The 23,871-nt window shown below is 61.1% G+C and carries 19 protein-coding genes; 10 read left to right on the top strand and 9 right to left on the bottom strand.

Annotation, left to right across the window (positions count from 1 at the left end; translation table 11 throughout):
- Positions 1-69 precede the first annotated feature (69 nt).
- The 3 genes from ACX3M4_RS05290 (at position 70) to ACX3M4_RS05280 (ending at position 2,837) form a co-directional block, all read left to right on the top strand.
- Complete coding sequence (locus ACX3M4_RS05290) at positions 70-1,506, top strand: cryptochrome/photolyase family protein (protein WP_459357543.1); 1,437 nt, start codon at positions 70-72, stop codon at positions 1,504-1,506.
- Between the two features lie 72 nt (positions 1,507-1,578).
- Positions 1,579-1,947, top strand: coding sequence for a gamma-butyrobetaine hydroxylase family protein (locus ACX3M4_RS05285; RefSeq protein WP_459357542.1), 369 nt, complete (start codon positions 1,579-1,581; stop codon positions 1,945-1,947).
- Positions 1,948-2,132: 185 nt separating this feature from the next.
- Positions 2,133-2,837, top strand: coding sequence for a DNA helicase (locus tag ACX3M4_RS05280; protein WP_459357541.1), 705 nt, complete (start codon positions 2,133-2,135; stop codon positions 2,835-2,837).
- 79 nt (positions 2,838-2,916) lie between these two features.
- On the opposite strand, the gene ACX3M4_RS05275 is transcribed toward ACX3M4_RS05280, so the two are convergent.
- Both ACX3M4_RS05275 and ACX3M4_RS05270 read right to left on the bottom strand, forming a co-directional pair.
- Positions 2,917-3,387: a nuclear transport factor 2 family protein gene (locus ACX3M4_RS05275; protein ID WP_459357540.1), complete on the bottom strand. Its 471-nt coding sequence runs from the start codon at positions 3,385-3,387 to the stop codon at positions 2,917-2,919.
- A complete protein-coding gene (locus ACX3M4_RS05270; protein ID WP_459357539.1) occupies positions 3,384-3,557 on the bottom strand; it encodes a hypothetical protein in 174 nt (57 codons plus the stop codon). Before ACX3M4_RS05270 ends, ACX3M4_RS05275 begins: the two co-directional genes overlap by 4 nt.
- Positions 3,558-3,789: 232 nt before the next feature.
- Here ACX3M4_RS05270 and ACX3M4_RS05265 point away from each other — a divergent pair, with 232 nt between their 5' ends.
- Entirely contained in the window at positions 3,790-4,353 is a 564-nt protein-coding gene (locus tag ACX3M4_RS05265; protein ID WP_459357538.1) for a TetR/AcrR family transcriptional regulator, read from the top strand.
- A 141-nt stretch (positions 4,354-4,494) separates the two neighbouring features.
- On the opposite strand, the gene ACX3M4_RS05260 is transcribed toward ACX3M4_RS05265, so the two are convergent.
- Positions 4,495-7,218 (bottom strand): Rne/Rng family ribonuclease, encoded by a 2,724-nt coding sequence (locus tag ACX3M4_RS05260; protein WP_459357537.1) that lies wholly within the window; start codon positions 7,216-7,218, stop codon positions 4,495-4,497.
- A gap of 688 nt (positions 7,219-7,906) precedes the next feature.
- Between ACX3M4_RS05260 and ACX3M4_RS05255 the strand changes: the two genes are divergently transcribed.
- The 3 genes from ACX3M4_RS05255 (at position 7,907) to prfB (ending at position 13,132) form a co-directional block, all read left to right on the top strand.
- Positions 7,907-9,190, top strand: coding sequence for an N-acetylmuramoyl-L-alanine amidase (locus ACX3M4_RS05255; RefSeq protein WP_459357536.1), 1,284 nt, complete (start codon positions 7,907-7,909; stop codon positions 9,188-9,190).
- Positions 9,191-9,376: 186 nt separating this feature from the next.
- Complete coding sequence (locus ACX3M4_RS05250) at positions 9,377-11,848, top strand: penicillin-binding protein 1A (RefSeq protein WP_459359370.1); 2,472 nt, start codon at positions 9,377-9,379, stop codon at positions 11,846-11,848.
- Positions 11,849-12,000: 152 nt separating this feature from the next.
- Positions 12,001-13,132, top strand: a protein-coding gene (prfB, locus tag ACX3M4_RS05245; protein ID WP_459357535.1) for a peptide chain release factor 2 whose coding sequence is annotated in 2 segments (ribosomal slippage) — positions 12,001-12,069 and positions 12,071-13,132 — 1,131 coding nt in all. Because the reading frame shifts where the segments join, the coding sequence is not laid out codon by codon here.
- Positions 13,133-13,277: 145 nt separating this feature from the next.
- Here prfB and ACX3M4_RS05240 read toward each other — a convergent pair.
- The 3 genes from ACX3M4_RS05240 to bcp all read right to left on the bottom strand — a co-directional run bounded on the left by ACX3M4_RS05240 (position 13,278) and on the right by bcp (position 16,085).
- The gene (locus tag ACX3M4_RS05240) at positions 13,278-14,657 is read right to left on the bottom strand and encodes a M23 family metallopeptidase (protein WP_459357534.1); all 1,380 of its coding nucleotides are present in this window, start codon (positions 14,655-14,657) and stop codon (positions 13,278-13,280) included.
- Positions 14,658-14,747: 90 nt separating this feature from the next.
- Positions 14,748-15,590: a ferritin-like domain-containing protein gene (locus tag ACX3M4_RS05235; protein WP_459357533.1), complete on the bottom strand. Its 843-nt coding sequence runs from the start codon at positions 15,588-15,590 to the stop codon at positions 14,748-14,750.
- Between the two features lie 27 nt (positions 15,591-15,617).
- A complete protein-coding gene (gene bcp / locus ACX3M4_RS05230; RefSeq protein ID WP_459359369.1) occupies positions 15,618-16,085 on the bottom strand; it encodes a thioredoxin-dependent thiol peroxidase in 468 nt (155 codons plus the stop codon).
- Positions 16,086-16,320: 235 nt separating this feature from the next.
- On the opposite strand from bcp, the gene ACX3M4_RS05225 reads away from it, so the two are divergent.
- Positions 16,321-19,575 (top strand): AsmA-like C-terminal domain-containing protein, encoded by a 3,255-nt coding sequence (locus ACX3M4_RS05225; RefSeq protein ID WP_459357532.1) that lies wholly within the window; start codon positions 16,321-16,323, stop codon positions 19,573-19,575.
- 51 nt (positions 19,576-19,626) lie between these two features.
- Here ACX3M4_RS05225 and tyrS read toward each other — a convergent pair whose 3' ends face one another.
- From tyrS to ACX3M4_RS05210, 3 genes are all read right to left on the bottom strand, one after another.
- Positions 19,627-20,880, bottom strand: a complete 1,254-nt coding sequence (gene tyrS, locus ACX3M4_RS05220; protein ID WP_459357531.1) for a tyrosine--tRNA ligase — start codon at positions 20,878-20,880, stop codon at positions 19,627-19,629.
- A gap of 107 nt (positions 20,881-20,987) precedes the next feature.
- Positions 20,988-21,926, bottom strand: coding sequence for a DUF4396 domain-containing protein (locus tag ACX3M4_RS05215; protein ID WP_459357530.1), 939 nt, complete (start codon positions 21,924-21,926; stop codon positions 20,988-20,990).
- 99 nt (positions 21,927-22,025) lie between these two features.
- A complete protein-coding gene (locus ACX3M4_RS05210) occupies positions 22,026-22,244 on the bottom strand; it encodes a hypothetical protein (RefSeq protein WP_459357529.1) in 219 nt (72 codons plus the stop codon).
- A gap of 166 nt (positions 22,245-22,410) precedes the next feature.
- Here ACX3M4_RS05210 and ACX3M4_RS05205 point away from each other — a divergent pair, with 166 nt between their 5' ends.
- Positions 22,411-22,680: a tyrosyl-tRNA synthetase gene (locus ACX3M4_RS05205; RefSeq protein WP_459357528.1), complete on the top strand. Its 270-nt coding sequence runs from the start codon at positions 22,411-22,413 to the stop codon at positions 22,678-22,680.
- 109 nt (positions 22,681-22,789) lie between these two features.
- Complete coding sequence (locus ACX3M4_RS05200) at positions 22,790-23,827, top strand: DmpA family aminopeptidase (RefSeq protein ID WP_459357527.1); 1,038 nt, start codon at positions 22,790-22,792, stop codon at positions 23,825-23,827.
- Positions 23,828-23,871: the final 44 nt, after the last annotated feature.

Genomic DNA, 23,871 nt, shown 5'->3' with positions numbered 1-23,871 from the left:
ATGCAGAGGTCAGGATTGATCCGATTGCCGTCTCCGGCGTATTGGCTTCAGAGAAAAATTAGGGACAGCATGACAACACTTCTATGGTTCCGTCAGGATCTGCGCCTCAGCGACAATACGGCGCTCTTTGAGGCGGCAAGACAGGGCCCGATTCTTCCTGTCTTCATTCTGGAAACGCCGAGCCAGTCCGGCGACACGCATCCATTGAGCGGGGCGAGCCACTGGTGGCTGCATCAAAGCCTGGCTGCGCTGAAATCCGAGCTGCCCGGGCTCGTGTTCCTGCGTGGCAGCGCAAGACATCTGATACCGCAACTGGCCAGGGAAATTGGCGCCAATGCCGTGTACTGGAACCGGTGCTACGAACCCCATGCCGTAGAACGCGACACGGATCTGAAGGCCGCCCTGAAAGAAGAAGGCATCGAGGCGAGGAGCTTCAAGGCATCGCTTCTTTGGGAACCGTGGGAGGTGGAAACGAAGTCCGGCGGCCCGTTCAAGGTCTATTCGCCATTCTGGAAGACGGCACAGCAAAAAGAAGTTCCGCAGCCATTGCCCGTGCCTGACACGATCGACACAGTAGCCTACGATGGGGGGGACGATCTTGACGCGCTCGGGCTGCTGCCGGTCAAGCCAAACTGGGCGGACGGATGGGAAGAGCTGTGGCAGCCGGGAGAGGCTGGTGCACAAGCCCGGCTGGACGGCTTTCTAAAAGCGGGGCTCGATGGATATGGACCGCTGCGCAACCGTCCGGACCTGCCCAACGTCTCCCGCCTGTCGCCCCATCTTCATTTCGGCGATATCTCGCCGCGTCAGATCTGGCACCTGACGCAGGCGGTAATGGAAAAGGATCCTTCGCTTGCCGGCGACGGCATGAAGTTTCTGTCAGAGATCGCCTGGCGTGAATTCGCCTATCATCTGCTTTATCACTTTCCGGCACTGCCTTCCGAGAACTGGAAACCGGCCTTCGATGCCTATCCCTGGCGGGAGAGCAGCGAGGATCTGGAGCGTTGGCAGAAAGGTCAGACCGGATATCCGATCGTCGATGCCGGCATGCGCGAACTCTGGCAGACTGGCTACATGCACAATCGCGTGCGCATGATTGTCGCAAGTTTCCTGATCAAGCATCTGCGTCTGCACTGGCACCATGGCGAAGCGTGGTTTCGCGACACGTTGCTGGATGCGGACCTCGCCAACAATTCGGCCAGCTGGCAATGGGTTGCCGGTTCGGGAGCGGATGCAGCGCCTTATTTCCGCATATTCAACCCCATCAGCCAGGGCGCGAAGTTCGATCCGGAGGGCAACTATGTCCGCACCTGGGTGCCGGAGTTGAAGGCGCTGGACACAGCCTACCTGTTCGCGCCGTTCGAAGCGCCGGATGAGGCCTTGCGGCAGGCAGGGGTCAGTCTAGGAGAAAACTATCCCTTGCCCCTGGTCGATCATGCCAAGGCCCGCAAGGCCGCGCTGGACGGATACGAAGCAGTGAAACGGGCGGGACAAGACGCCGCTTGACGGAAAGCAGGCTGCCGCTATCGTCCGGCATCTGTTGCGGGCCGCGCCCGCCCTGCCTCAAAGGATCCGGACATGACCGAACCGACCGCCCCCTGGCCGACAGAACTGCGCGTTTCCAAGGACAAGAAATCTCTGACGGTCGCCTTCGATACAGGGGATCGGCACGAGCTTTCGGCCGAGTATCTGCGGGTCTGTTCGCCGTCGGCAGAGGTTCAGGGCCACAATCCGTCCCAGAAGAAGACCATCCCCGGAAAGCGCAATGTCCAGATCATGAAAGTGGATCCGGTCGGCAATTATGCGGTGAAGATCCATTTCGACGACATGCACAATTCCGGCATCTTCTCCTGGACCTACCTCTTCGAACTCGGCAGCGACCGCGACTCGCATTGGGGCACATATCTGCGCGAGCTTGAAGAAAAGGGCCTCAGCAGGGACCAGTGAACGGAGCGGCGCGACAGGGCTGGTGGCCTTTGCCGGGAATCGGATAACCTTTGCCAGGCTCGACCCGCGCCGTCCCCCTCCGTTTGGAACAGCAGCCGACCTGCAGGGTATTCTTTTAAGGCTCTCGATGCCCGAGCGTGCGCATGAGGAGGGATTGCGGTTTTGCATGCGGCAGGGAGTTGCACATGAAGTTCTCCGCACCCGTTTTCCGTCTGAAACGTGAAGCCCGTCTGCTTGCGCGCCGCAAATCAGTGGCGCTTCACCTCGCGCTTGACGAGATTGCTCGCCGGGAAGGATACAGATCCTGGAACCACCTGGCCGCCAACGCGCAGGCGCAGGGTCCGGCAGCGCGCCTCTTGGCAACGCTTGAGACCGGCGACATGCTGGTGCTGGCAGCCCGGCCGGGCCAAGGAAAGACAGTTCTTGGGCTTGAGGTCCTTGCCGAAGCGGAAAGAGACGGCCGCCGCGCAGTGTTCTTTTCAGCGGAATGCACGCATCAGGAGATCAGCCGAAGCCTGTCGGAAAGTGGCTATCAGGGTGCAGCAAGCCGGATAGACCTGGAGCTGAGCGACTGTCTTTGTGCGAGCAGCATCACGGCCGCGCTTGGAGACCCTGTTCCCGGGACCATCGCGGTGGTGGACTATCTGCAGGTCATGGACCAGCGCAGATCCGAACCGCCGCTTGGCCAGCAGATCGAGACGTTGAAACAGTTTGCGGCGGCACGGGGCGCGATCCTGATATTTTTGTCGCAGGTTCACAGGTCATTCGATCCGGCAAGAAAAGCCTTGCCGGATTTCACCGATATCAGGACAACCAACCTGCTCGAGCTGGCCCACTTCAACAAGGGCTACTTTTTGCAGAACGGCGCCCTGTCGGTCGTGACGCATTGAAGCGACGGCCCGGCCGCACCTGAACATAAAGGGATGCCCGGTTGTCGGCCTGGTGTCCCGCTTTGGCCATTTCTCGAAGTTAAAGCCCGAGTTCGCTGAGCCCCGGATGCTCGGCCGGGCGTGGGCCCTTCGGCCAATGCATCTTGCGATCGCTTTCTGCGATCGCCAGGTCGTTGATGCTGGCGAAGCGGCGATGCATGAGGCCGCTTGGCGCAAACTCCCAGTTTTCATTGCCATAAGATCGGTACCATTGCGCGGCGCCGTCGTGCCATTCATAGGCAAAGCGCACAGCAATCCGGTTGCCGGCAAAGGTCCAAAGTTCCTTGATCAGGCGGTAATCCCGTTCCTTCTGCCATTTGCGGGTCAAAAACGCGATGACTTCCTCGCGCCCGGCCGGAAACTCCGAGCGGTTGCGCCATAGGGTATCCGGAGTATAGGCAAGCGCCACCTTGGCCGGGTCCTGGCTGTTCCAGCCGTCTTCGGCCGCCCGTACCTTGAGACGGGCGCTTTCCAGTGTGAATGGCGGCAAGGGCGGGCGTTGGTCTGTCATTGCGCAAGATCCATGGCGAGCAATTGGGGGGAGGAGGCGGATGCAGGTTTTCTATCCGCTTCCACTTGGCCGGCCTCAGGCCTGATCGCTGCAGCCAACAGCAGGAAGGCGAAAGCGACCGCGCCGAAAACATAGATGCCGCGCGGATAGGCGGGACGGAGCGAAAACATGGGTCTGCCTCGTGAAGAAGAAAGGTGTTTATGTACCGTTCTGTTCAGTTATGATTTTTATATGTACCGATCTGTACATCTTTTCAAGGGTAGGGCTTGGATTTGTCGTTCAACTGGCAATGGATGGATCCAGGTAGCGTCTAAAACGGTTTTGGAACTATCGGTGTGATGGGCATCACTTGCGCATGCAATTTACGTAGACTATGTACAGGTCGGTACAGAAAGGGTGAGCATGCGACCGAGCAAACGCGACGAACTGGTGCGCAAGGCCCTGGCGGTCTTTTACCGGGACGGGTTCCACGCCACCGGCATGGATACACTCGTGGCCGAAACCGGTATTTCCAAGACGACCATGTTCAAGCATTTCCGGACCAAGGAGGAGCTGATCCTGGCTGTGTTGCGTCACCGGGACAAGACCTTCCGCAATTGGTTTTTGCGCCGCCTCGACGAATTGGATCTGCTGCCCGGCGAAAAGCTCCTGGCGCTGTTCGATATTTTGAAGGAATGGTTCGCCGACCCCGCCTTCCGGGGCTGCATGTTCATCAAGGCTTCGGCAGAGTTTCAGGACCCATCCCATCCGGCTCACGTCCAATCGGCAGAGCACAAGCGCCTGCTGCTGACGGCAATCCGTTCACTTGCGGAGAAGGCGGAAGCGCGCGATCCGGATTTGCTCGCCCGCCAGCTCATGCTCCTCAAGGAAGGAGCGATCGTCGCCGCGCATATGGGCTTTGATCCGGATCCTGCGGGCGCCGCAAAGAGCGCTGCGGAAGGCTTGGTCAAGGCGCAACTGCCTTAAAGGCAATCGGCGGCGAACGAACTCCGGCGAGAAGCCGGTTCATTCACGGCACTTCGACCGAAAACAAAAAATCCCCCGGCACTGGGCCGGGGGATTTCTTTCCGAGGCGGCCATCCGGCCGCCCAATCACTGGCAATCTGATCAGAAGAACGATCTGCCGCGCTGCCACCAGCCGCCGCGCTTCGGCTTGTCCTGCTTATCCTCGTTGGACGTTTCGCTGGTCACGACCGGTTCCGCCGGAGCGGTGCGTACAGGCTTGGCCGGCTCCTCTTCCTCGGCGTCGTTCGCGACCGGCTGTTCGGATGTCGGTGTCTCGACGACGATCGTATCGCTGCTGGCCGAAACTTCGGCAACCTCTTCGCCATCGACCTCCTCGGCAACGGTATCGGCGCCAGTTTCTTCAGATCCGGACTCGCCGTCGGCGTCGCGTTCGTCAGCGGAAGCTTCTGCCGTGACGCTCTCCGGTTCGGTTTCCTTCACTTCGGCTGCTTCCTGAGAAGCACCGTCGGCCGAACCTTCGGTGTCGTCGCCGTCTTCCGCCTGCAGGCTTGCCTCGTCGCCTTCGCCGTTGCGGCGGCCCCGGCGGCCACCCCTGCGGCCGCGGCGGCGCTTGCGGCGCGGCTCGTCGTCGCCCGCATCGTCTTCTTCCGCGCGGACTTCCCGCGGCTGATCGTCGTCCTGGCCGTCATCGCCGTCTTCGTCGCCCTCGGCCTGGACCTGGCGGGCATCGCCATTGTCCTTCGGGCCTTCGCCGCCCCGGCGGCGCTTGCGGCGGCGCCGGCGATTGCGGCGGCCGTCGTCGTCGTCCTCTTCCTGCGCGAGTTCCTCGACCTCAGGCTGTTCGGTGTCTTCGTCGATGATGTCGAACGTGTCCGGATGAATGGTGGTGACCGGAGCCGGCATCGGAACACGGTCCCGGTCGACCGGCGCACCCCGCTCAAGCACGTAGAGCTGGCCGTTGACCATGTCGTCGGCATGAACTTCGATATCGATCGCGAAGCGCATTTCCAGATCGACCAGGTTGGAGCGCTTCTGGTTGAGGATATAGAGCGCGACCTGGGTCGTGGTGCGAATGATCAGGTTGTGCGAAGCACCCTTGAGGAGATTGTCCTCGACGGAGCGCAGCACGTGCAGCGCCACCGATTCCACGGAGCGGATCATGCCGGTGCCCTGGCAATGCGGGCAAGGCGTGGTCGAGCTTTCCAGGACGCCGGTGCGGATGCGCTGGCGCGACATTTCCAGAAGGCCGAAATGCGAAATGCGTCCCACCTGGATGCGGGCGCGGTCGTTCTTCAGGCAATCCTTCAGCTTGCGCTCGACAGACCGGTTGTTCTTCGACTCCTCCATATCGATGAAGTCGATGACGATCAGGCCGGCGAGATCGCGCAGGCGCAGCTGCCGCGTGACTTCTTCCGCCGCCTCCAGGTTGGTCTGGAGCGCCGTGTCCTCGATATTGTGTTCACGGGTCGACTTGCCGGAGTTCACGTCGATCGAAACCAGGGCTTCGGTCTGGTTGATGACGATGTAGCCACCGGATTTCAGGGTGACCTGCGGCGAGAACATGGCATCGAGCTGCGGCTCTACGCCGTAGCGGATGAAGAGCGGGGAGGGATCGCGGTAAGGCTGGACGTTCTTGGCATGGCTCGGCATGAGCATGCGCATGAAGTCCTTGGCTTCGCGATAGCCTTCTTCGCCGGCAACGAGAACCTCGTTGATGTCCTTGTTGTAGAGGTCGCGGATAGAACGCTTGACCAGGCTGCCTTCCTCATAGACGAGGCTGGGGGCGCTGGATTTCAGCGTCAGCTCGCGCACGTTCTCCCAAAGGCGCATCAGATATTCGAAATCGCGCTTGATCTCGGCCTTGGTGCGGCTGGCACCGGCCGTGCGCAGGATAACGCCCATGCCTTCCGGCACATCCAGCTCGGAGGCGATGGTCTTCAGGCGCTTGCGGTCGGTCGGCTGGGTGATCTTGCGGGAGATGCCGCCGCCACGGGCGGTGTTCGGCATCAGCACGGAATAACGGCCGGCGAGCGACAGGTAAGTGGTGAGCGCAGCACCCTTGTTGCCGCGTTCTTCCTTGACCACTTGCACCAGGATGATCTGGCGGCGCTTGATGACTTCCTGGATCTTGTACTGCTTGCGCATCGGAATGAAACGCTCAGGAACTTCTTCCATCGCATCTTCCGCGCCGACGGATTCGACAGTGTCGATGTCGTTGTCCGCATCGTTGTCTTCGTCGTCGTTGCGACGGCCCCGGCGGCCGCGGCCACGTCCGCGCGAACGGACAGGCGCTTCATCTTCTTCTTCCGCTTCATCGGAAGCTGCGGCTGCATCTTCGCCATCGCCGGAGACGTCGCCAGCATCCTCGGAACCTTCCGGAGCCTTGGCGGTCACCGCCCCGGCATCCGCTGCTTCTTCCGGCTGTTCACCGGCGTCGGCTGCTCTATCGGAACCTTCTTCGGCAGCGTCCGAATCAATCTTCTCGCTGGCAACGGTTTCAGTTGCCTCGTTGCGCGCGGCGCGGGAGCGGCGGCGGCGCTTCGGCTTTTCCTCGCCGTCGCTTTCCTCGCGCTTGCGGTCGGCCGCTTCGGCTGCCAGCAGCGCTTCGCGGTCGGCGACCGGTATCTGGTAATAGTCTGGATGGATTTCGCTGAAAGCCAGGAACCCGTGGCGGTTGCCGCCGTATTCGACAAAGGCTGCCTGAAGCGAGGGCTCGACCCGCGTCACCTTTGCCAGATAAATATTCCCGCGAAGCTGTTTCCGGTTCGCTGCCTCAAAGTCGAATTCTTCAACCCGATTGCCACGCACGACGACGACCCGGGTCTCTTCCGGGTGGCCCGCGTCGATCAGCATTTTGTTTGCCATTATTGAACTTCTCCACGGCAGCGTTCCCGGGCGCATGCGCGAAACGCGCAAGGTCCGAAAGCTGGATGGCTGCCGTATTTGTTTTGCTAAGAGAGGGAAGGGCGTCTGCGCCCGGCGCGGTCGTATGATCAACGCAGGTGGCCGCAAAAGCGGTTCCTTGCTGTATGTCGATCACCATGTGCATCGCGCGGGTCCTTGGGGGCAACGCAGGCCCTTCAGTTAAAGTCGTTGTACCTGTGCCGGAGGGCAGCCTGGCATCGCCACTGGATCTGCGCCCGGACACGGAAGGGGCTCGTCCTCAAGGTCCGCCGCAGACCTCGCCGGGAAAACTGCCGATATTTCAGGGCATCACGTCGCGAGGCGGGGCGGTCCGAAAATGAGGCCGATACCTGATCCGCTGTCTTCCAGGAGCTCTCTTGGACCGGCAGAACGGCCTCGGTTCTGTCGCTCGAAGGCCTGGGAATGCGATGACGTTGTGGATAGACACCCATGTTCGCCACCCGGGAAGGTATCGGTTTCGAACCGAAATCCGTAAGGTACTTTTACGTTCCGCCGCAGCGCATTGCAAGCAATGTGAATAGGATGTGGCATTTTCCTTCCCCCGAGGATGTCGTATGACTGGGCGCGGGGGCTTCGCAACGCGGCACTGCGGAGTGGTGCGGCTGAAGCAATTGAGTTCAAGGACGGTATGAAACCGCAAGTAGACCAGACCCTGACGGCCCTTTGGAAGAAGCCGGCCCTCCTGTGTCTCCTGTTGGTCCGGATGGCTGCGGCAGTGGCGTTTGCGCTGCCGGCCGCGAGCGCCTTTGCGCAGGATGACAAGCCGGAGGTGACGGGTGCGCGTGTTGCTGGCGACGAAACGCGCACGCGATTCGTCCTCGATATGGACCGTCAGGTCACGCCTGTAATCTCGGGGCTCGCCAGCCCCTACAGGCTTGTCGTCGACCTGCCGGAAGTTGCCTTCTCCATTCCGGCGGATGCCGGGAAAACCGGCCGCGGCCTGGTCGCCGACTGGCGCTTTGGCATGTTTGCGCTCGGCAAATCCCGAGTCGTGATGGATCTGACGGGGCCGGTCCAGGTCGACAAGACGTTCTTTCTGCCCGCTGTCGACGACCAGCCCGCCCGGCTGGTGATCGATCTGGTGAAGGCAACGCCGGACGAATTCAAGGCCTTCGCCGAATCGTCACGGGCAAAGCGGGCCAGTGCCGGCGAGGATTCCGCCCCCAAGAGTGACCGGCTGGCAGAGGGCGGCAACAAGGCCAAGCCGCTGATCGTGCTCGATCCGGGCCATGGCGGCATCGACATCGGGGCCACTGGTGTCCACGGCACGCCGGAAAAGGTCATCGTTCTGGAATTCGCCAAGCTCCTCAAGGAAAAGCTCGATGCCACGGGCCTTTATGCCGTCGAACTGACCCGGGACGACGATACCTTCATTCCGCTCGGACGGCGGGTGGAGATCGGTCACGAACTGCAGGCGGATCTTTTCATTTCCATTCACGCGGATTCGGTGCGCCGGGGACAGAAATTCGCGCGCGGTGCCACGGTCTACACGATTTCGGACAAGGCCTCGGACCAGCTCTCGGAAGATCTGGCACAGTCGGAAAACATGTCCGACGTGATCGCCGGGGTCGAGCTGTCGGAGGAACCGGCGGAGGTGACCGATATTCTCATCGACCTTGCGCGCCGCGAAACGAAGTCCTTTTCCGTCTATTTCGCCCGCACCCTGGTCGACGAGTTGCAAAGTGCGGTCCGCTTGATCAACAATCCGCATCGGTCCGCGGGTTTTCAGGTGCTGAAGGCGCATGACGTCCCCTCGGTGCTTGTTGAACTCGGGTACCTATCCAACGAACACGACGAAAAACTGCTGATCTCGGACGAGTGGCGCGTGCGCATGGCCAATGCCATGACGGAGGCGGTCAACGGCTTCTTCCGTCCCCGGCTCGCGCGGCAGCAACCGACGCCGTCACAGTAAAAAGCTTGAATTGCTTCGAAAATTGAAGCATTGCGCTGGCGCTCGCCTCAGCATCGCCATATTGGTGCACGAGGAAGGCAGACAAGTTTGTGCGACTGCCGGTGCCGGTGGGTGCCGTGTTAAAGTTTCCATGTTAGAAACTGGAAGCGCTGAGAACGGGAAAGACGAGCCCGCGGTATGAAATTTTTGGTGAAGTTTTTTGGCTACCTGTTCGGAATCGGCACGGTCTTCGCGCTGCTGATCGCCGCTGGCGTCTGGGTTTATTTGCAGAGCCTGACCAAGGACCTGCCGGACTATACAGCCCTGAAGAACTACGAACCGCCGGTGATGACCCGAGTCCATGCCGCGGACGGCCAGCTGATGGCCGAATACGCCACACAGCGGCGCATGTTCCTGCCGATCCAGGCGATTCCGGACAAGGTCAAGCACGCTTTCATCGCCGCGGAAGACAAGAATTTCTACACCCATATCGGTATCGACCCGGAAGGCGTTGCCCGTGCGGCGGTCCGCTTCATCCAGAATTACGGCTCGGGCCGGCGGCCGGAAGGCGCGTCCACCATCACACAGCAGGTCGCGAAGAATTTTCTTCTCTCCGATCTGGTGAGCGAGGAGCGTGAACGCCGCTCGGCTGCTTACGAACGCAAGGTCAAGGAAGCGATCCTTTCTCTACGCATCGAGCAGGCCTATACCAAGGACGAGATCCTGGAGCTGTATCTCAACGAGATCTTCTTCGGCTACGGCGCCTACGGCGTGGCCGCCGCCTCGCTGATATATTTCGACAAGTCGGTGCACGAACTGACGCTTGAAGAAATGGCCTATCTGGCGGCGCTGCCCAAGGGACCGAGCAACTACCATCCCTACCGCAAGACCGAAGCTGCCATCGCACGGCGGAACTACGTGATCGACCGCATGATCGCGGACGGCTACGTGAGCACCCTGGAAGGCGAGGAAGCAAAGCAGAAGCCGATCGTGGTCAAGCCGCGCGAAACCGGGTCTCAGCTCCTCTCGGCGGAATATTTCACCGAAGAAGTCCGGCGCGAAGTCGCCGAAATCTTCGGCTTCAAGCGCCTTTATGAAGGCGGCCTCTCGGTGCGGTCCACACTCGACCCGGAACTGCAGAAGATGGCCCGCAAGTCGTTGATGGAGGGCCTGATTGCCTTCGATCATGAACGCGGCAGCTGGCTCGGGCCTGTCGACAAGATTACCATCGGTGCCGATTGGGGCGTCGAACTTTCAAAGGTGGAAGCTCTCAGCGATCTGCCGGAATGGCGGCTCGCGGTCGTTCTGGAAAGCGGTGGCGATCAGGCCAGCGTCGGCGTTCAGCCGGAGCGCCTTGTCAGCGGTCAGCTGTCCGACGAACGCAAGACCGGTGCGCTGTTCCTGGACACCATGAAATGGGCCCGCGTCAAGGGACGCACGCCAAGTGCCGTCTCCGACGTTCTGGCGCCCGGCGACGTTGTCTATGTCGAGGAAAGCGCTGTTGCTCCCGGCTCCTATGAGCTGCGCCAGATCCCGAAGGTTTCCGGCGCCCTGGTTGCGATGGATCCCTATACGGGTCGCGTGCTGGCCCTGGTGGGCGGTTTCAGCTTTGCCCAGAGCGAGTTCAACCGGGCGACACAGGCCTATCGCCAGCCGGGTTCCTCCTTCAAGCCGTTCCTCTACGCCGCCGCACTCGACAACGGCTATACGCCGTCGTCCGTGATCATGGATGCCCCTCTGGAAATCAGCCAGGGCCCGGGTCTCGGCACCTGGCGGCCGCAGAACTACGGCGGCAAGTTCTACGGCCCGTCGACGCTTCGCACAGGCATCGAACTGTCGCGGAACGTCATGACCGTGCGTCTTGCACAGGACATGGGTATGCCGCTGGTGGCCGAATACGCCAAGCGCTTCGGTATCTACGACAACATGCTGCCGGTTCTCTCCATGTCGCTTGGCGCAGGCGAGACCACGGTACTGCGCCTGACCACTGCGTACGCCACCATCGCCAATGGTGGCCGCAAGGTGCGTCCGACCCTGATCGACCGTATCCAGGACCGGTATGGCCGCACCATCTACAAGCATGACAGCCGCATCTGCGACGGCTGTACGCAGGATGTGTGGGAAGGCCAGGACGAGCCGGGCCTGATCGACGACCGCGAGCAGGTGCTCGATCCGATGACCGCCTACCAGATCACCTCCATGATGGAAGGTGTGGTCCAGCGCGGTACGGCAACGTCTGTGCGGGCTGTCAACCGTCCGGTGGCCGGCAAGACCGGGACCACCAACGACGAGAAAGATGCCTGGTTCATGGGCTTTACACCGGATCTCGCCGTCGGTGTCTTTGTCGGCTTCGACAATCCTAAGCCGATGGGCCGCGGGGCAACCGGTGGCCACGTCGCCGCGCCGATTTTCACCGATTTCGTCAAGAAGGCACTCGCCGACAAGCCACCGGTGGAATTCCGCGTTCCCAAAGGCCTGCAGTTGATTCCGATTGACAGGAAGACGGGTCTGCGGACCGCAGCCGCCGGGCCGGGGTCCATTCTGGAAGCCTTCAAGCCAGGCATGGCACCACCCGACAGCTACTCCGTCATCGGCTTCGACGAGACCATGGGCGTTCCGACCGACGTTTCACCGGAAGCCCAGCAGGCTGTGACGGTCGGGACCGGTGGTCTTTACTGATCCGGTCACCGGTTCCCCACCGGTGCACCGGGCCGAAGCGCAGCCTGGGCGGTTTACACGGGCCAGATGCCCGGCTAATGTCCCGCTCCGATTTCCGGCCCGTGCCTCCCTTGCGAGGCCGGGCCGCTTCATCAAAATAAGCGAGGTATCCGATGCGCGCCGAAATGGAAGCGATCGTCGATGAAATCAAGCAGGCCATAAGCCTGCTGAGGAGGCATCTTTGACTGGGATCAGGCCGTTGTCCGTCTCCAGGAGCTGAATGCCCTTTCTGAAGATCCGAACCTGTGGAATGACGCCACCAAGGCGCAGAAGCTGATGCGCGAGCGCCAGCAGCTTGATGACAGCATCAATGGCATCAAGGACCTGGAGCAGGATCTGTCCGACAATATCGAGCTGATCGAATTGGGCGAGATGGAGGACGACAAGTCCGTCATCACCGAAGCCGAAGAGGCCCTGCGCGGGCTTCGCGGCAAGGTCACCCAGCTGCAGCTCAATTCGCTGCTGTCCGGCGAGGCCGACGGCAACGACACCTATCTGCAGATCAACTCCGGCGCTGGCGGCACGGAGAGTCAGGACTGGGCGTCGATGCTGCTACGCATGTATCGCCGCTGGGCTGAGAAGCGCGGCTTCAAGGTCGAGATTCTGGAATATCACGACGGCGAAGAAGCCGGTATCAAGTCCGCGACACTGCTGATCAAGGGCGAAAACGCCTATGGCTGGCTGAAGACGGAATCGGGTGTGCATCGCCTGGTCCGCATCTCGCCCTATGACAGCAACGCCCGCCGCCATACCAGCTTCTCCAGCGCCTGGGTCTATCCGGTGGTCGACGATTCGATCGAGATCGACATCAACGAGAGCGACTGCCGTATCGACACCTACCGCGCGTCCGGTGCAGGCGGTCAGCACGTCAATACGACCGATTCGGCGGTGCGCATCACCCACCAGCCGACCGGGATCGTGGTGCAGTGTCAGTCCGAACGCTCGCAGCACAAGAACCGGGCAACGGCCTGGGGCATGCTGAAGGCGCGCCTTTACGAGGCCGAGCTGCAAAAGCGAGAGGAAGCGGCCAACGCGGAAGCGGCCTCCAAGACCGATATCGGCTGGGGTCACCAGATCCGCTCCTACGTGCTACAGCCCTATCAGCTGGTCAAGGACCTGCGCACAGGCGTTGAAAGCACCTCTCCGGGCGACGTCCTCGACGGCGACCTCGACGACTTCATGGAAGCTGCGCTGGCGCAGCGCGTGTTCGGCGGCGATGAAGTCGAGGTCAGTGACATCGACTAGTGGTTCGATTCTGACATTTGCATCCTCCTGCTGCTAGCGCTGGAGCAAATGTCAAATTCGCTCCACTAGGATGCGATGCGCGAAACGATAAGCAAGCGGGGCCTTTCGGCCCCGTTTTTGTGCCGGATAACATGAGACTTCAGTGTTACAGGGACAGCGCCTTGAGGCGGTCGCCTGCGGAGAGGAAAGGCGCCGGGTTGCTTGGCCTGTCGTCCTTGCGGATCTCATAATGGAGATGTGGACCCGTGGAGCGGCCGGTGGAGCCGACATTGCCCAAAAGGTCACCGGCAACAACGTGGTCGCCCTCCGACACCTGGATCCGGCTGAGATGTGCATAGCGGGTGATGAAGCCGTTGGCGTGGTGAATTTCCACCATCTTGCCGTAGCCTGCATTCCGGCCGGCAGTGACCACTGTCCCAGGCGCGGTAGCAAAAACCCGGGCGCCATACGGAGCTTTGAAGTCGATGCCGGTATGCATCGCCAATTGGCCGAGGAACGGATCGACCCGCGGTCCGTAACTGCTGGAAACCGAGGCATTGCGGACCGGCCGGTGGATCGGCAGGCGCAGCGCCGTGAACTTCACCCGGCGCAGGGTTTCAAGCGCATTGTTGGCGCGCTCCAGCCTGTCGGGAAAGTTCTCGTCCGTAATGGGGACGAACGGTCCACCGATCGACGTCTGCTCGCGCAGCGCTGCGTTCAGGGACGGCGTGATGGTCCGGGTGATGTCGAGGATGTCCTCGATACGGCTTTCCGTGGCGATGGTGATTGCGTCCACCGCGACCGTATTTTCCTCGTCCATGACGGAGATATGCTGGCTGACGGCTTCCAGGGCAGCCCGCTTCTTCAGGGCTGCCTGCTCGTCAGAGTTTTTTTTTACATCAAGCGCCGAGCTGTTCGTGCCGCTCACCGGCTGCTGCAGGATCGACAGCGGGTCGAAGGCCTTGCTGGTGTCGTCCCGAAGGCCGAGCGCCTTGACAGGTTCGTCGATCAGCTGGCTTTCACCGCCGATCGCAGTGCTGTCGTTGCCGTCGAGGGCGGCAAGAGAGGGTTTTTGCGGCGGCAGCGGCTTGTCGCTGCTCAGGTAGATACCGACGCTTTCGGCGCGGGCCACCAGATCGGTAACAATCGCATGGCGCTGGTTGAGATCCTGCTGGCGGCGAAGCACATCCATGAGCTGGATTTCAACCGTTTCCCGGTCGACCATCTGGCGGCTGGTAAGGCTTGCAATTTCCGCTCGCAGGCGGTCGATATGATCCTGATATTCCAGAACGAGTTCGGTGCGTTCGACGCTGGCTTCGGCCAGCAGGTCACTGCGCATCAGGTAATAGCCGGCGGTGCCTGCGAAGGCGAGGGTGGCCGCGACGCAGGTGAGAGCGCCACATATCAGGTGGACCGGCCGCACACTGTAGGTCGTTGTCCTGGCACCTTTTGCCGGAGCTGCGTGATGCGGAGTATGACCTTTCGCCTGCCGGGAGGGGTGTCCCGGAGCCTGGTAAGTCCGCGTCTTTTCTTGGCGCTGTTGCATCGTCACTCAGTCACTGCCTGCATTCTGCAAAAGAACTGAGTCTGATTAGAGTTTGGTAAGGTTAATAAATCGTCTTCACAAACGTGAAAATTACCCGACGAGAGGTGCAAGAGGCTTGTAAAAACCGGGGGTTAGTCCCGCTTCGGAGCGTGCGCGATCGTTGAAGGGCGGTTTCAATGCGCCACGGAAATGCCGACGGACATAGGTGTGAAAAGCGGGTTCGGGCCTGATTCCCTGCCGGTCGCACAAGAATCGGAACCACTTCGCTCCAAAGGCAACGTGGTTTTTCTCGTCCCTGTAGATGATATCGAGGCACCTGGCGGTCTCCTCGTCGCCGGTCGCACGCGCCTTGACGATCATCGAAGGGGTGATGTCGAGACCCCGCGCTTCCAGCACCAGCGGAATGATGGCGAGCCGTGCGGCAAGATCATGTCCGGTGTCCTGGGCGGCCTGCCAGAGACCGTCATGGGCGGGCAGATCGCCATAGGCCGCCCCGAGTTGCGCCAGCCTGTCCTGAAGCATGGCAAAATGCTTGGCTTCCTCCAGTCCGACCCGCACCCAGTCGTCATAGTAGGAACGAGGCAGGCGGACATGGGCGAAGCGGCCGATCAGGTCCCAGGTCAGGTCGATGGCGTTGAGTTCGATATGGGCAAGGGAATGGATCAGCGCCGGCCGGCCGGCCTGACCGGTCAGACTGCGTTTGGGCATATCGCGTGGCGCCAGCAGCCGTGGGTGCTCCGGCCGCCCGGGCCGGTCGGGCATGGTGCCATCGCGTGAGGGCGACCCGAGAGCAAGGTCCCTCTGGAACCATGCCTTTGCCGCCGCGTAGGCCAGCCGCACTTTCTCCGAGGTATCCGGCGAGGCGACGATCGCCCTTGCTCCGGCGACGAGACTGTGCGGTGGCGTAGTGCCGCCGGAGGAGGGAGTGGACATGTTGGCGATCCGGGATTTTCCTGCGGTTCAGAGCGCCCGTGCGGCTTCCAGTACGGCTTCCGCGTGGCCGGGCACCTTCACCTTGCGCCAGATCTGCGCGATCTTTCCACTCGCGTCTACCAGAAAGGTGGAACGGTCCACGCCCATGTACTTCTTCCCGTACATCGACTTTTCGACCCAGACGCCATAGGCGGTCGCGACGGCTGTGTCTGTGTCAGCTCCCAGCCGGATCGCCAGATTGTGCTTGGCGATGAATTTGTCGTGCTTGGCGGCCGTGTCCGGTGAAAGGCCGATGACGGTGATGCCGAGTTTTTCGAACTGCGGAAGCTGCTCCGTGAAGGCAATCGCTTCTTTCGTGCAGCCCGGCGTGTCGTCCTTGGGATAAAAATAGACCACCACGGGTTTTCCTTTGAGCGCGCTCAGCGAAACACGGTCGCCGCCGTTGCCCTCAAGATCGAATTCGGGTGCCTTATCCCCAATGGCCAAATCGCCCATCATGCCTTCCTTCTGTCAAAGTTTGTGCGTTAATGCCGGTTTCCGGCTGCGTCATCAAGGGTGCGGTCGCTTTTAGCAAAGCTTTCGCAGTATCATAATTTGCTCGGCGACTCGCTGCGCAAGTTTCGCCCGGTGCTTAGCTCCGGATCACAAAGAACGCCTTACCTACGCGGTCAGGCCGCAGATTGGATTGACGGATTTGCCAAAAACCGGCGGATCAGCAGAACGGACGGCGGTGAAGCCGCGCAAATTCAGCAGAAAGCGTCTGTGCCTGCTCGCGGCCGGTCTCCTGGTTCTGTCCCTGGCAACTGTGGTCGGGCTCTTCGCAACGGGGCCGGTCCGCGTACCAATGCTGGGCAGCCTACTTGCCTATCAGGGAACGCGCGGTCCAGTAGAGCTGTTTGTCGGCAGCGCCAGTCTCGATTTCACGGCCGACGAAGGCATCAATATCCTGATCAAGGACGCCAGGGCCGACATTGCCGGCGCGTCTCCGGTCAGCATTTCACTGCCCGTACTGACCGCGCCGCTCAACCGGCAGGCGCTTTACTCCGGTAAGATCCAATTCTCCTCGCTGAATCTGGACAAGCCGCATGTACGTATCGCCTTGAGTGCCGGTCCCGCCAAGGTTCCCGAAATGGGGCCGCTCATGGAAGCGGTCGACAGGGTCAGTGACGTCGTTGACGATCAGTTCGCCCGGCGCGGGCTTAAGTTTGTCCAGATCAGCGACGCCTCCTTCGAACTGACCGGGCCTGCGCCGCGCAAATATTCCGGCATCGATGCGGATGTGTTGCGTGGTGAAAACCGCACCATCCGGGCTTTCGCGCGTGTTGCCGGGAACGTCTCGAACTGGCGCATGGAACTTGCCCGCAGCGCACCTGAAGGGGGCAGCCACAAGAATATCGGCGTGGTGGTGAACGGTATCACGCTTGCCGAGCTCCTCGGCCCGAATGCCAGCACCGTTCAGGGCAAGGGACTTGGGCTGCCGGCCTCTGCCAAGATTGAAAGCACCCTGACCGCCGAGGGCAGGTTTCTTTCCGCCAATGCGGTCGCCAGGGTCCGCAATGGCTGGTTCCAGCTCGGCAAGACGCTGGTTGCCTTCGACGATGCGGCCCTGTCGCTCCTGTTTAGGGGCGGGCAGAATGCGATCGAGATCACGACGTCCCATGTCATCCGCGGCAGCACCCGAGTTTTCTTCGAGGGACGTATCGAGCCTGGCAACGGCGAAGCGCCTGATTGGCACATCAACCTGGAATCCAAATATCCGCAATTCGGGTCGTCCGATGTTGCCGAAGAACCCCATATGCTGGAAGGCATTCTGGTCAAGGCCCGTTTCGATCCGGTCGCGCGTCACTTGTCGGTCGATGAATTCATCGCCCGGGCGGGGAAGGCCGTCGTCAACGGTGTCGCTTCGCTTCAGCTCACACCGCAAGGCCCCTATCTGGCCCTGGCCGCGGAAGGCGAACTTATTCCGGTTGCGCTTGCCAAGCAGATGTGGCCGATCACTCTGGTGCCGCCGGCACGGCGTTGGGTGCTGGACCGGATCAAGACCGGCCTGATCGAGACCGTTTCCTACACCGGGGCGATCCGCCCGCCGGCATTCGACCACCGGGATCCCGATCCGGGTTGGTCGGGCAACGACATGCTTATTGACATGACCTTCTCCGATGCGGCCGTGACGCCGGTTGGTGACGTTCCCGAAATCGGCGGCCTCGATGGCACATTGACCCTGAAGGACGAAACGCTGACAGTCGTCGCCTCCGACGGGCGGACGACCGCCCCGGAAGGCGGTGAGGTGAAGGTACCGGCTGGCGAGTTCCAGATCCTGAACCTGCCGCTTCGGGACGGGAAGACGGCCAGGGTGACCACGCGGCTGGAAGGGGGCGCAAAAGATCTTGGCGCACTCGTGAACAGTGCACCGTTCCGCGTCCTGGAAAGAGCTGGCCTGAAGAAGGATGGCGTGGAGGGAACCGGCGTGATGGACATCGCTGCGTCCTTCCCGCTCGGCAAGCAGATCGACCTTGCCGACATTGACTGGCGCGCGACGGGACAGCTTCAGAACTTTTCCGACAGCAATCCGATCATGGATCATACGGTGCGCGACGCGGATGTTGCTCTGGAGGCGGACAAGGACCAGGTGGCCATCACCGGCAAGGGCATCCTGGACGGCCTGAAGGCGGATATAGACCTCGTGATCCCGCTTGGCGAGTCGGGCATCGCTGCCAGGCAGGATGTCATCGTCACCGTCACGGCGGAACAACTCAAGCAGAAGGACATCGATCTGACCGCATTCCTGTCCGGCGGGATGACCTTGAGCGTTACCAAGGTGAGCGACGGCCAGGAATTCGTCATCGACCTGAAGCAAACCGATATGCGCCTGCAGGCACTCGGCTGGCAAAAGGCCAAGGGCGTCTCGGCCACTGCCTCGTTCAAGATGGTGGAGACAGACACGGACCGGCGGATCCAGGACTTCAAGCTGACGTCCGAGGGCGTCAACGTGATCGGTTCCATGCAGCTTTCGGCCAGGGGCGATCTCATGAACGCCTCGTTCGACACGTTCAAGCTCCGGCCTGGAGACAATGTCGAGGTCGATATCCAGCGGGCGGGCGACGGCCGTTACGACATTATCTTTGCAGGCTCTTCCTTCGATGGTCGAGGCTTGATCCGCAGCATGCGCAGTCCCGGCGGCAGCAAGGGTGCCGGCGACTTTTCCGGCGGGGCCAGGATCGCGGCGACGATCGACCGCGTCACCGGCTTCAACAATCAGGCGATCGAGAAATTTTCCGGCAAGATCGAAACCGGCTCCAAGGGCTTGATGTCGGCGGATCTGAAGGGGCTCGTCAACGGCAAGGCGAATTTCGAGTTCACCGTCACGGATCAGGGCGGATCACAAGCGGCGAACGGCCGCTTCGCCAACACGGGTGCAACCCTGCGGTTCCTCGATCTCTACCAGCGTATGCGTGGCGGTACCGGGGTCCTGAACGTTGCCATGGCAGACGAGAACAGTTGGGTCGGAGAATTCAACGTTCGTTCGCTCAGGATCACCGAAGATGCAGCAATCAAGCGGATCCGCGAGCAGGACCCTGGAAAACTGAATGCGGACGGTTCCGGTGCCATCAAGGCGCTCGACAGGGACGGCAGCGCCAGTTTTGAAACGCTGGACATCAACTTCACCCGCGAAGACGATATCCTGACCATCAGCCGGGGGGCGCTGCAAGGCAACGCGCTCGGCGGTACGGTCAGCGGCACCGTGGACCTTGCCCAGCAGACCTTGAGCCTAACCGGGACATTTGTTCCGATCTACGCGCTCAACAATTTCTTCGCCAAGATCCCGCTTTTGGGGTTCGCGCTTGGGGGCAATTCGGGCGAGGGGCTGATCGGTGTGACCTACCGGCTTTCGGGAACCGTGTCCGACCCGGTGCTGTCGGTCAATCCGATCTCTGCCATCGCGCCGGGCATCTTCCGCAAGATGTTCGAATTCCAGCCGAACTGACAAAAAAGCCGGGCGCAGGCCCGGCTTCGTGCGGTCTGGAAATTCTGCCGGTCAGACAGGCTTCAGCAGCACGTGCTTCTTCTTGCCGAGCGACAGCTTGATGATGCCGTCTCCCGTCAGGTCCGCCATGGAAAGCTGGCGCTTGTCGTCCTGTTCGCCCTGATCGTTGATCTTGACTGCGCCGCCCTTGATGTTGCGGCGGACATCACCGTTGGAGGCGCACAGGCCCGCGGTGACGAAAACCGACAGGACGCCGATACCGGCTTCGAGTTCCGCCTTCGCGATCTCAACCGTCGGCAGCCCTTCCGCCGACTGGCCTTCCTCGAATGCCCGGCGGGCGGTCTCGGCGGCGGCTTCCGCCTTTTCGCGGCCGTGGATCAGCGCGGTTGCTTCCGTCGCCAGGATCTTCTTGGCTTCGTTGACTTCCGAACCCTCAAGCGCGGCGAGGCGGGCGATCTCGTCCATCCGCAGGACGGTGAACAGCTTCAGGAAGCGCTCGACATCGGCATCTTCGGTGTTGCGCCAGTACTGCCAGTAGTCATAGGCCGACAGCTGTTCCTCGTTCAGCCAGACCGCGCCTGCGGCGGTCTTGCCCATCTTGGCGCCGGAAGAGGTGGTCAGCAGCGGCGAGGTGAGGGCATAGGCGTCGACATCGGTCAGGCGGCGGACAAGGTCGGTGCCCGAAAGAATGTTGCCCCACTGGTCGGAGCCGCCCATCTGCAGGCGGCAGCCGGTGCGCCGGTAGATCTCCAGATAGTCGTAGCCCTGCAGGAGCATATAGTTGAATTCCAGGAAGGACAGGTGCTGTTCGCGCTCCAGGCGCAGGCGGACGGAGTCCCGCTGGATCATCTGGTTGACGGAGAAGTGCCGGCCGATATCGCGGAGGAAATCGACATAGTTGAGTTTCAACAGCCAGTCCGCATTGTCGAGCATGAGGGCGTCGGTTGGCCCGTCCCCGAACGTGAGCAGTTTTTCGAACACCTTGCGGATGCCGGCCTTGTTCTCCTCGATCAGCTCTTCGGTGAGCATCTTGCGGGACTCGTCCTTGCCGGACGGGTCACCGACCCTGGTGGTGCCGCCGCCCATGAGGGCGATCGGGCGGTGGCCGGTTTTCTGGAACCAGTGCAGCATCATGATCGGCACGAGCGATCCGGCATGCAGGCTCGGTGCCGTGCAGTCGAAGCCGATATAGGCGGTCACGGTTTCCTTGGCGCAAAGGTCGTCCAGACCCTTGGGGTCGGAAATCTGATGAATGAAACCGCGTTCCGAGAGAACATTTAGAAAGTCCGACTTGAACTCGCTCATGCTTGCCTGTCCGTCCTGAAGTCCGTTTTGCCCATGGGCCGTTGTTGGACGTGCTCTATCGCGTGCAGCCGGACTTGTAAATTGCAGCGATTGCGAAATTCAGCCGTTCAGTTTGCCAGGGCGAAGCGGATCGGCACAATCTGGTCGGTGATCAGCCCGGCAGCGATCAGCAGGAGAAAGGAAAGAGCGATGTAAACCGATTGCCTTGCAGTCGAGAGAGACGCCATTTCCATCTTCTTGTGGCCGCCTTGCCCGTCGTGACCGGCGTGACCCGCATGACCTGCGTGGCTGGCATGGCCTGCATGGTCACCGTGACCGTTCATGCCACCCGCGATATCCTTCATTCCGGCCATGCCGTGTTCCGGCGACCGGTGGCCAAGTTCCGGTGTGTCCTTGCCCGGCAGAGTCATGCAGCCGTGCTTCAGGTGAGAGGCAACAAGCCAGTGGTTCACCGGATAGGCGACAAGTAATCCGACAATGGACGCAAGGCTCATGCGGAACCAGAAATCCGGCGTCGCCGGTTCGTTCGAACCCGGCCACAGGCTCGTCAGCACGATCATGGTAGGCAACATGCCGGCCATGACGAAGTTCATAGACACTGTTTCGGCGAAGAACGTCTTGCGGACCGCTTTCCAGTAGTCGCCATCGAACATGGCGCGCATCATCAGGGCCTGGAAGATGAAGAGGCCACAGACGAAGCCGGCCATATACTCGAAGATTGCATCCCAACCATTGGTGAGGGCGAAGTGCGGAACGATGGCGGCGGCAATGACAATACCGGTTGCATCGCCGGCCAGGCAATGCATCTCGCTGTTGATTGCCTGCTTCCAGGGCTTGTTGGTGAAGGCATCATGGCCACCCTGAAATGGACGGCGGCAGGCAAGAAGATAGAGGAAACAGCCGACAGGCCCGGTATAGGCGACGACGAGGATCCATGCGAGCCGCTGCACCCAGCTTGTTACCCCGTTGAAGAGCGAATCCCAGACGACAAAGGCGAGACTGGCAGCTGTGAGGACGAACCAGACGATCATGGCACCTTGAAGCATCTCCCGATTACCTTGCGTGTTTCCTGTCTGCCGGTTCCGGCTGCCGTCCAGGGCCACTGGATCCGGAGCCTTCGCACCTTACACCGGATGCCAGACCTTTCAGTTGGTGCCCGGCCCGGACCCGCGTACCTTGACGCAGATGAATTTCAGTTCCTCCTGCTCCCAGGCAAGGCGCATGCCTTCCGACAAGGTGCGCGGAACAGCTTCCGACAAGGCGGCCTCGCACTCGCCGCTGCTCTGGAACGTGCCTTCATCCGTGACTGCCCAACTGTTCGGGCCCGCGAGAAGCTGAATGGAAACGGCCATAATCACCCACATGGAGAACTCCTGAAATTCGACATGGCTTGCAATAAGTCCCTGTCTTAGCACGTCGGCGCGAAAGTGACCCTACGTGATTGTGGTCACAGCGGCTCCTGCTCGGAAAACCTATGGTGCCTTCATCGGCAGCGCAATCGAAGCTGCCTCCAAAAGAGAAGGAGCCGTCATGTTTCGCAAGTTCGCCATCGCCGCCCTCGCAGTTGCCACCGTCGCTACCGCGACCGTCACTTTTGCCCCGACTGAAGCCCAGGCCAAGAATCGCGCCGGTGCCGTTGCCGCCGGCGCCATCATTGGCCTTGCCGCCGGCGCCATCATCGCTTCGCAGGCTCAGCCGCGTTATTACCAGCCGGTGCGCTGCCACAACCAGCCGATACACCGCTGGAGCCCTTATTACGGCCGCTACATTGTCGTCGGCTATCAGCAGGTCTGCTACTGAGACCAGCCGGAAAGAATAGCGAATGGCCTCCTACGGGAGGCTTTTTCGTCTTGAGATTTCGGCAAAGCTGCTTTTCAACTCGGGCACCAGAATCCAGTCCCGGTGTCCGATGCCTGATCTTGCTTTTTCTCCCGCCCGTTCCTTCGGCCTTGTCTGCGGCTCGCTCAAGCCCGGGGCCGCCAACGCAATCACTGATGTTGCGGGAGTTACTGTAGGCAATTGCACGGTCAATGACGGCGATCTCAGAACAGGCTTCACCGCCATAGTGCCGCACCAGGGCAATCTCTTCCGCGAAAAGCTTGCTGCCGGTGTCGAAGTCATCAACGGCTTCGGCAAGAGTGCCGGTCTTATCCAGGTGGCGGAGCTCGGAATGCTCGAGACACCGATCCTTCTCACCAACACATTCGGCGTCGGAACCGGTGTCAATGCGCTGATCCGCCGGGCGATCGCCGAGAACCCGGAAATCGGACGCTCCACCGGAACGGTCAATCCGGTGGTCATGGAATGTAACGACGGCTGGCTGAGCGATATCCAGGCACTGGCCTTGAGCGAGGAGGATGCCGAGACGGCGCTGGCGGCGGCAACATCCTCGGTGGAACAGGGCAGCGTTGGTGCCGGAACCGGCATGAGCGCCTTCGGCTTCAAAGGCGGTATCGGGACCGCGTCACGCGTTTTTGAGATTGGCGGCGGAACCTACAGTCTCGGTGCCCTGGTGCTCGCCAATTTCGGCCGGCCGGGAGATCTTGTCCTGCCGGATGGGCGCAGGCCGCATCCCAAGGATGTTGGCTCTACGGAGGAACGCGGCTCCGTTATTGTCGTTCTGGCCACTGACGTTCCCCTGGAGAGCCGGCAACTGAAACGGATCGCCAGGCGGGCAGGGGCGGGTCTTGCGCGGCTTGGTGCCTTTTATGGCAATGGCAGCGGGGATATTGTGCTCGCCTTTTCAACGGCTTGCAGGATCGCCCATTTTGGTGGAGCAGATTTTATCGCTCGCGATATTCTGGCGGAAGACAGGATCGATATCCTCTTCCAGGCGGCTGCCGAAACCACACAGGAAGCGGTGCTGAATGCCATGATCGCATCGCCCGCCATGCGTGGCCGTGGCCGCAACAAGAGGCCGTCGCTGGCGGATTGGCTGAGGATGTGAAGTTTTATCGTTCAGTTAGGAGTTGGGGGAGCGGTTAAAAGCCA

The organism is Roseibium sp. M-1 (assembly GCF_054515675.1).
The sequence above is the reverse complement of the archived record's forward strand: the minus strand, read 5'-3'. Positions and strand labels throughout refer to the sequence as shown.

What these genes read in the sequence shown, in the direction of transcription:
- ACX3M4_RS05290 (WP_459357543.1), top strand. Translation starts at nt 70, where the DNA reads ATGACAACACTTCTATGGTTCCGTCAGGATCTGCGCCTCAGCGACAAT.
- ACX3M4_RS05285 (WP_459357542.1), top strand. Translation starts at nt 1,579, where the DNA reads ATGACCGAACCGACCGCCCCCTGGCCGACAGAACTGCGCGTTTCCAAG.
- ACX3M4_RS05280 (WP_459357541.1), top strand. Translation starts at nt 2,133, where the DNA reads ATGAAGTTCTCCGCACCCGTTTTCCGTCTGAAACGTGAAGCCCGTCTG.
- ACX3M4_RS05275 (WP_459357540.1), bottom strand. Translation starts at nt 3,387, where the DNA reads ATGACAGACCAACGCCCGCCCTTGCCGCCATTCACACTGGAAAGCGCC.
- ACX3M4_RS05270 (WP_459357539.1), bottom strand. Translation starts at nt 3,557, where the DNA reads ATGTTTTCGCTCCGTCCCGCCTATCCGCGCGGCATCTATGTTTTCGGC.
- ACX3M4_RS05265 (WP_459357538.1), top strand. Translation starts at nt 3,790, where the DNA reads ATGCGACCGAGCAAACGCGACGAACTGGTGCGCAAGGCCCTGGCGGTC.
- ACX3M4_RS05260 (WP_459357537.1), bottom strand. Translation starts at nt 7,218, where the DNA reads ATGGCAAACAAAATGCTGATCGACGCGGGCCACCCGGAAGAGACCCGG.
- ACX3M4_RS05255 (WP_459357536.1), top strand. Translation starts at nt 7,907, where the DNA reads ATGAAACCGCAAGTAGACCAGACCCTGACGGCCCTTTGGAAGAAGCCG.
- ACX3M4_RS05240 (WP_459357534.1), bottom strand. Translation starts at nt 14,657, where the DNA reads ATGCAACAGCGCCAAGAAAAGACGCGGACTTACCAGGCTCCGGGACAC.
- ACX3M4_RS05235 (WP_459357533.1), bottom strand. Translation starts at nt 15,590, where the DNA reads ATGTCCACTCCCTCCTCCGGCGGCACTACGCCACCGCACAGTCTCGTC.
- bcp (WP_459359369.1), bottom strand. Translation starts at nt 16,085, where the DNA reads ATGGGCGATTTGGCCATTGGGGATAAGGCACCCGAATTCGATCTTGAG.
- tyrS (WP_459357531.1), bottom strand. Translation starts at nt 20,880, where the DNA reads ATGAGCGAGTTCAAGTCGGACTTTCTAAATGTTCTCTCGGAACGCGGT.
- ACX3M4_RS05215 (WP_459357530.1), bottom strand. Translation starts at nt 21,926, where the DNA reads ATGCTTCAAGGTGCCATGATCGTCTGGTTCGTCCTCACAGCTGCCAGT.
- ACX3M4_RS05210 (WP_459357529.1), bottom strand. Translation starts at nt 22,244, where the DNA reads ATGTGGGTGATTATGGCCGTTTCCATTCAGCTTCTCGCGGGCCCGAAC.
- ACX3M4_RS05205 (WP_459357528.1), top strand. Translation starts at nt 22,411, where the DNA reads ATGTTTCGCAAGTTCGCCATCGCCGCCCTCGCAGTTGCCACCGTCGCT.
- ACX3M4_RS05200 (WP_459357527.1), top strand. Translation starts at nt 22,790, where the DNA reads ATGCCTGATCTTGCTTTTTCTCCCGCCCGTTCCTTCGGCCTTGTCTGC.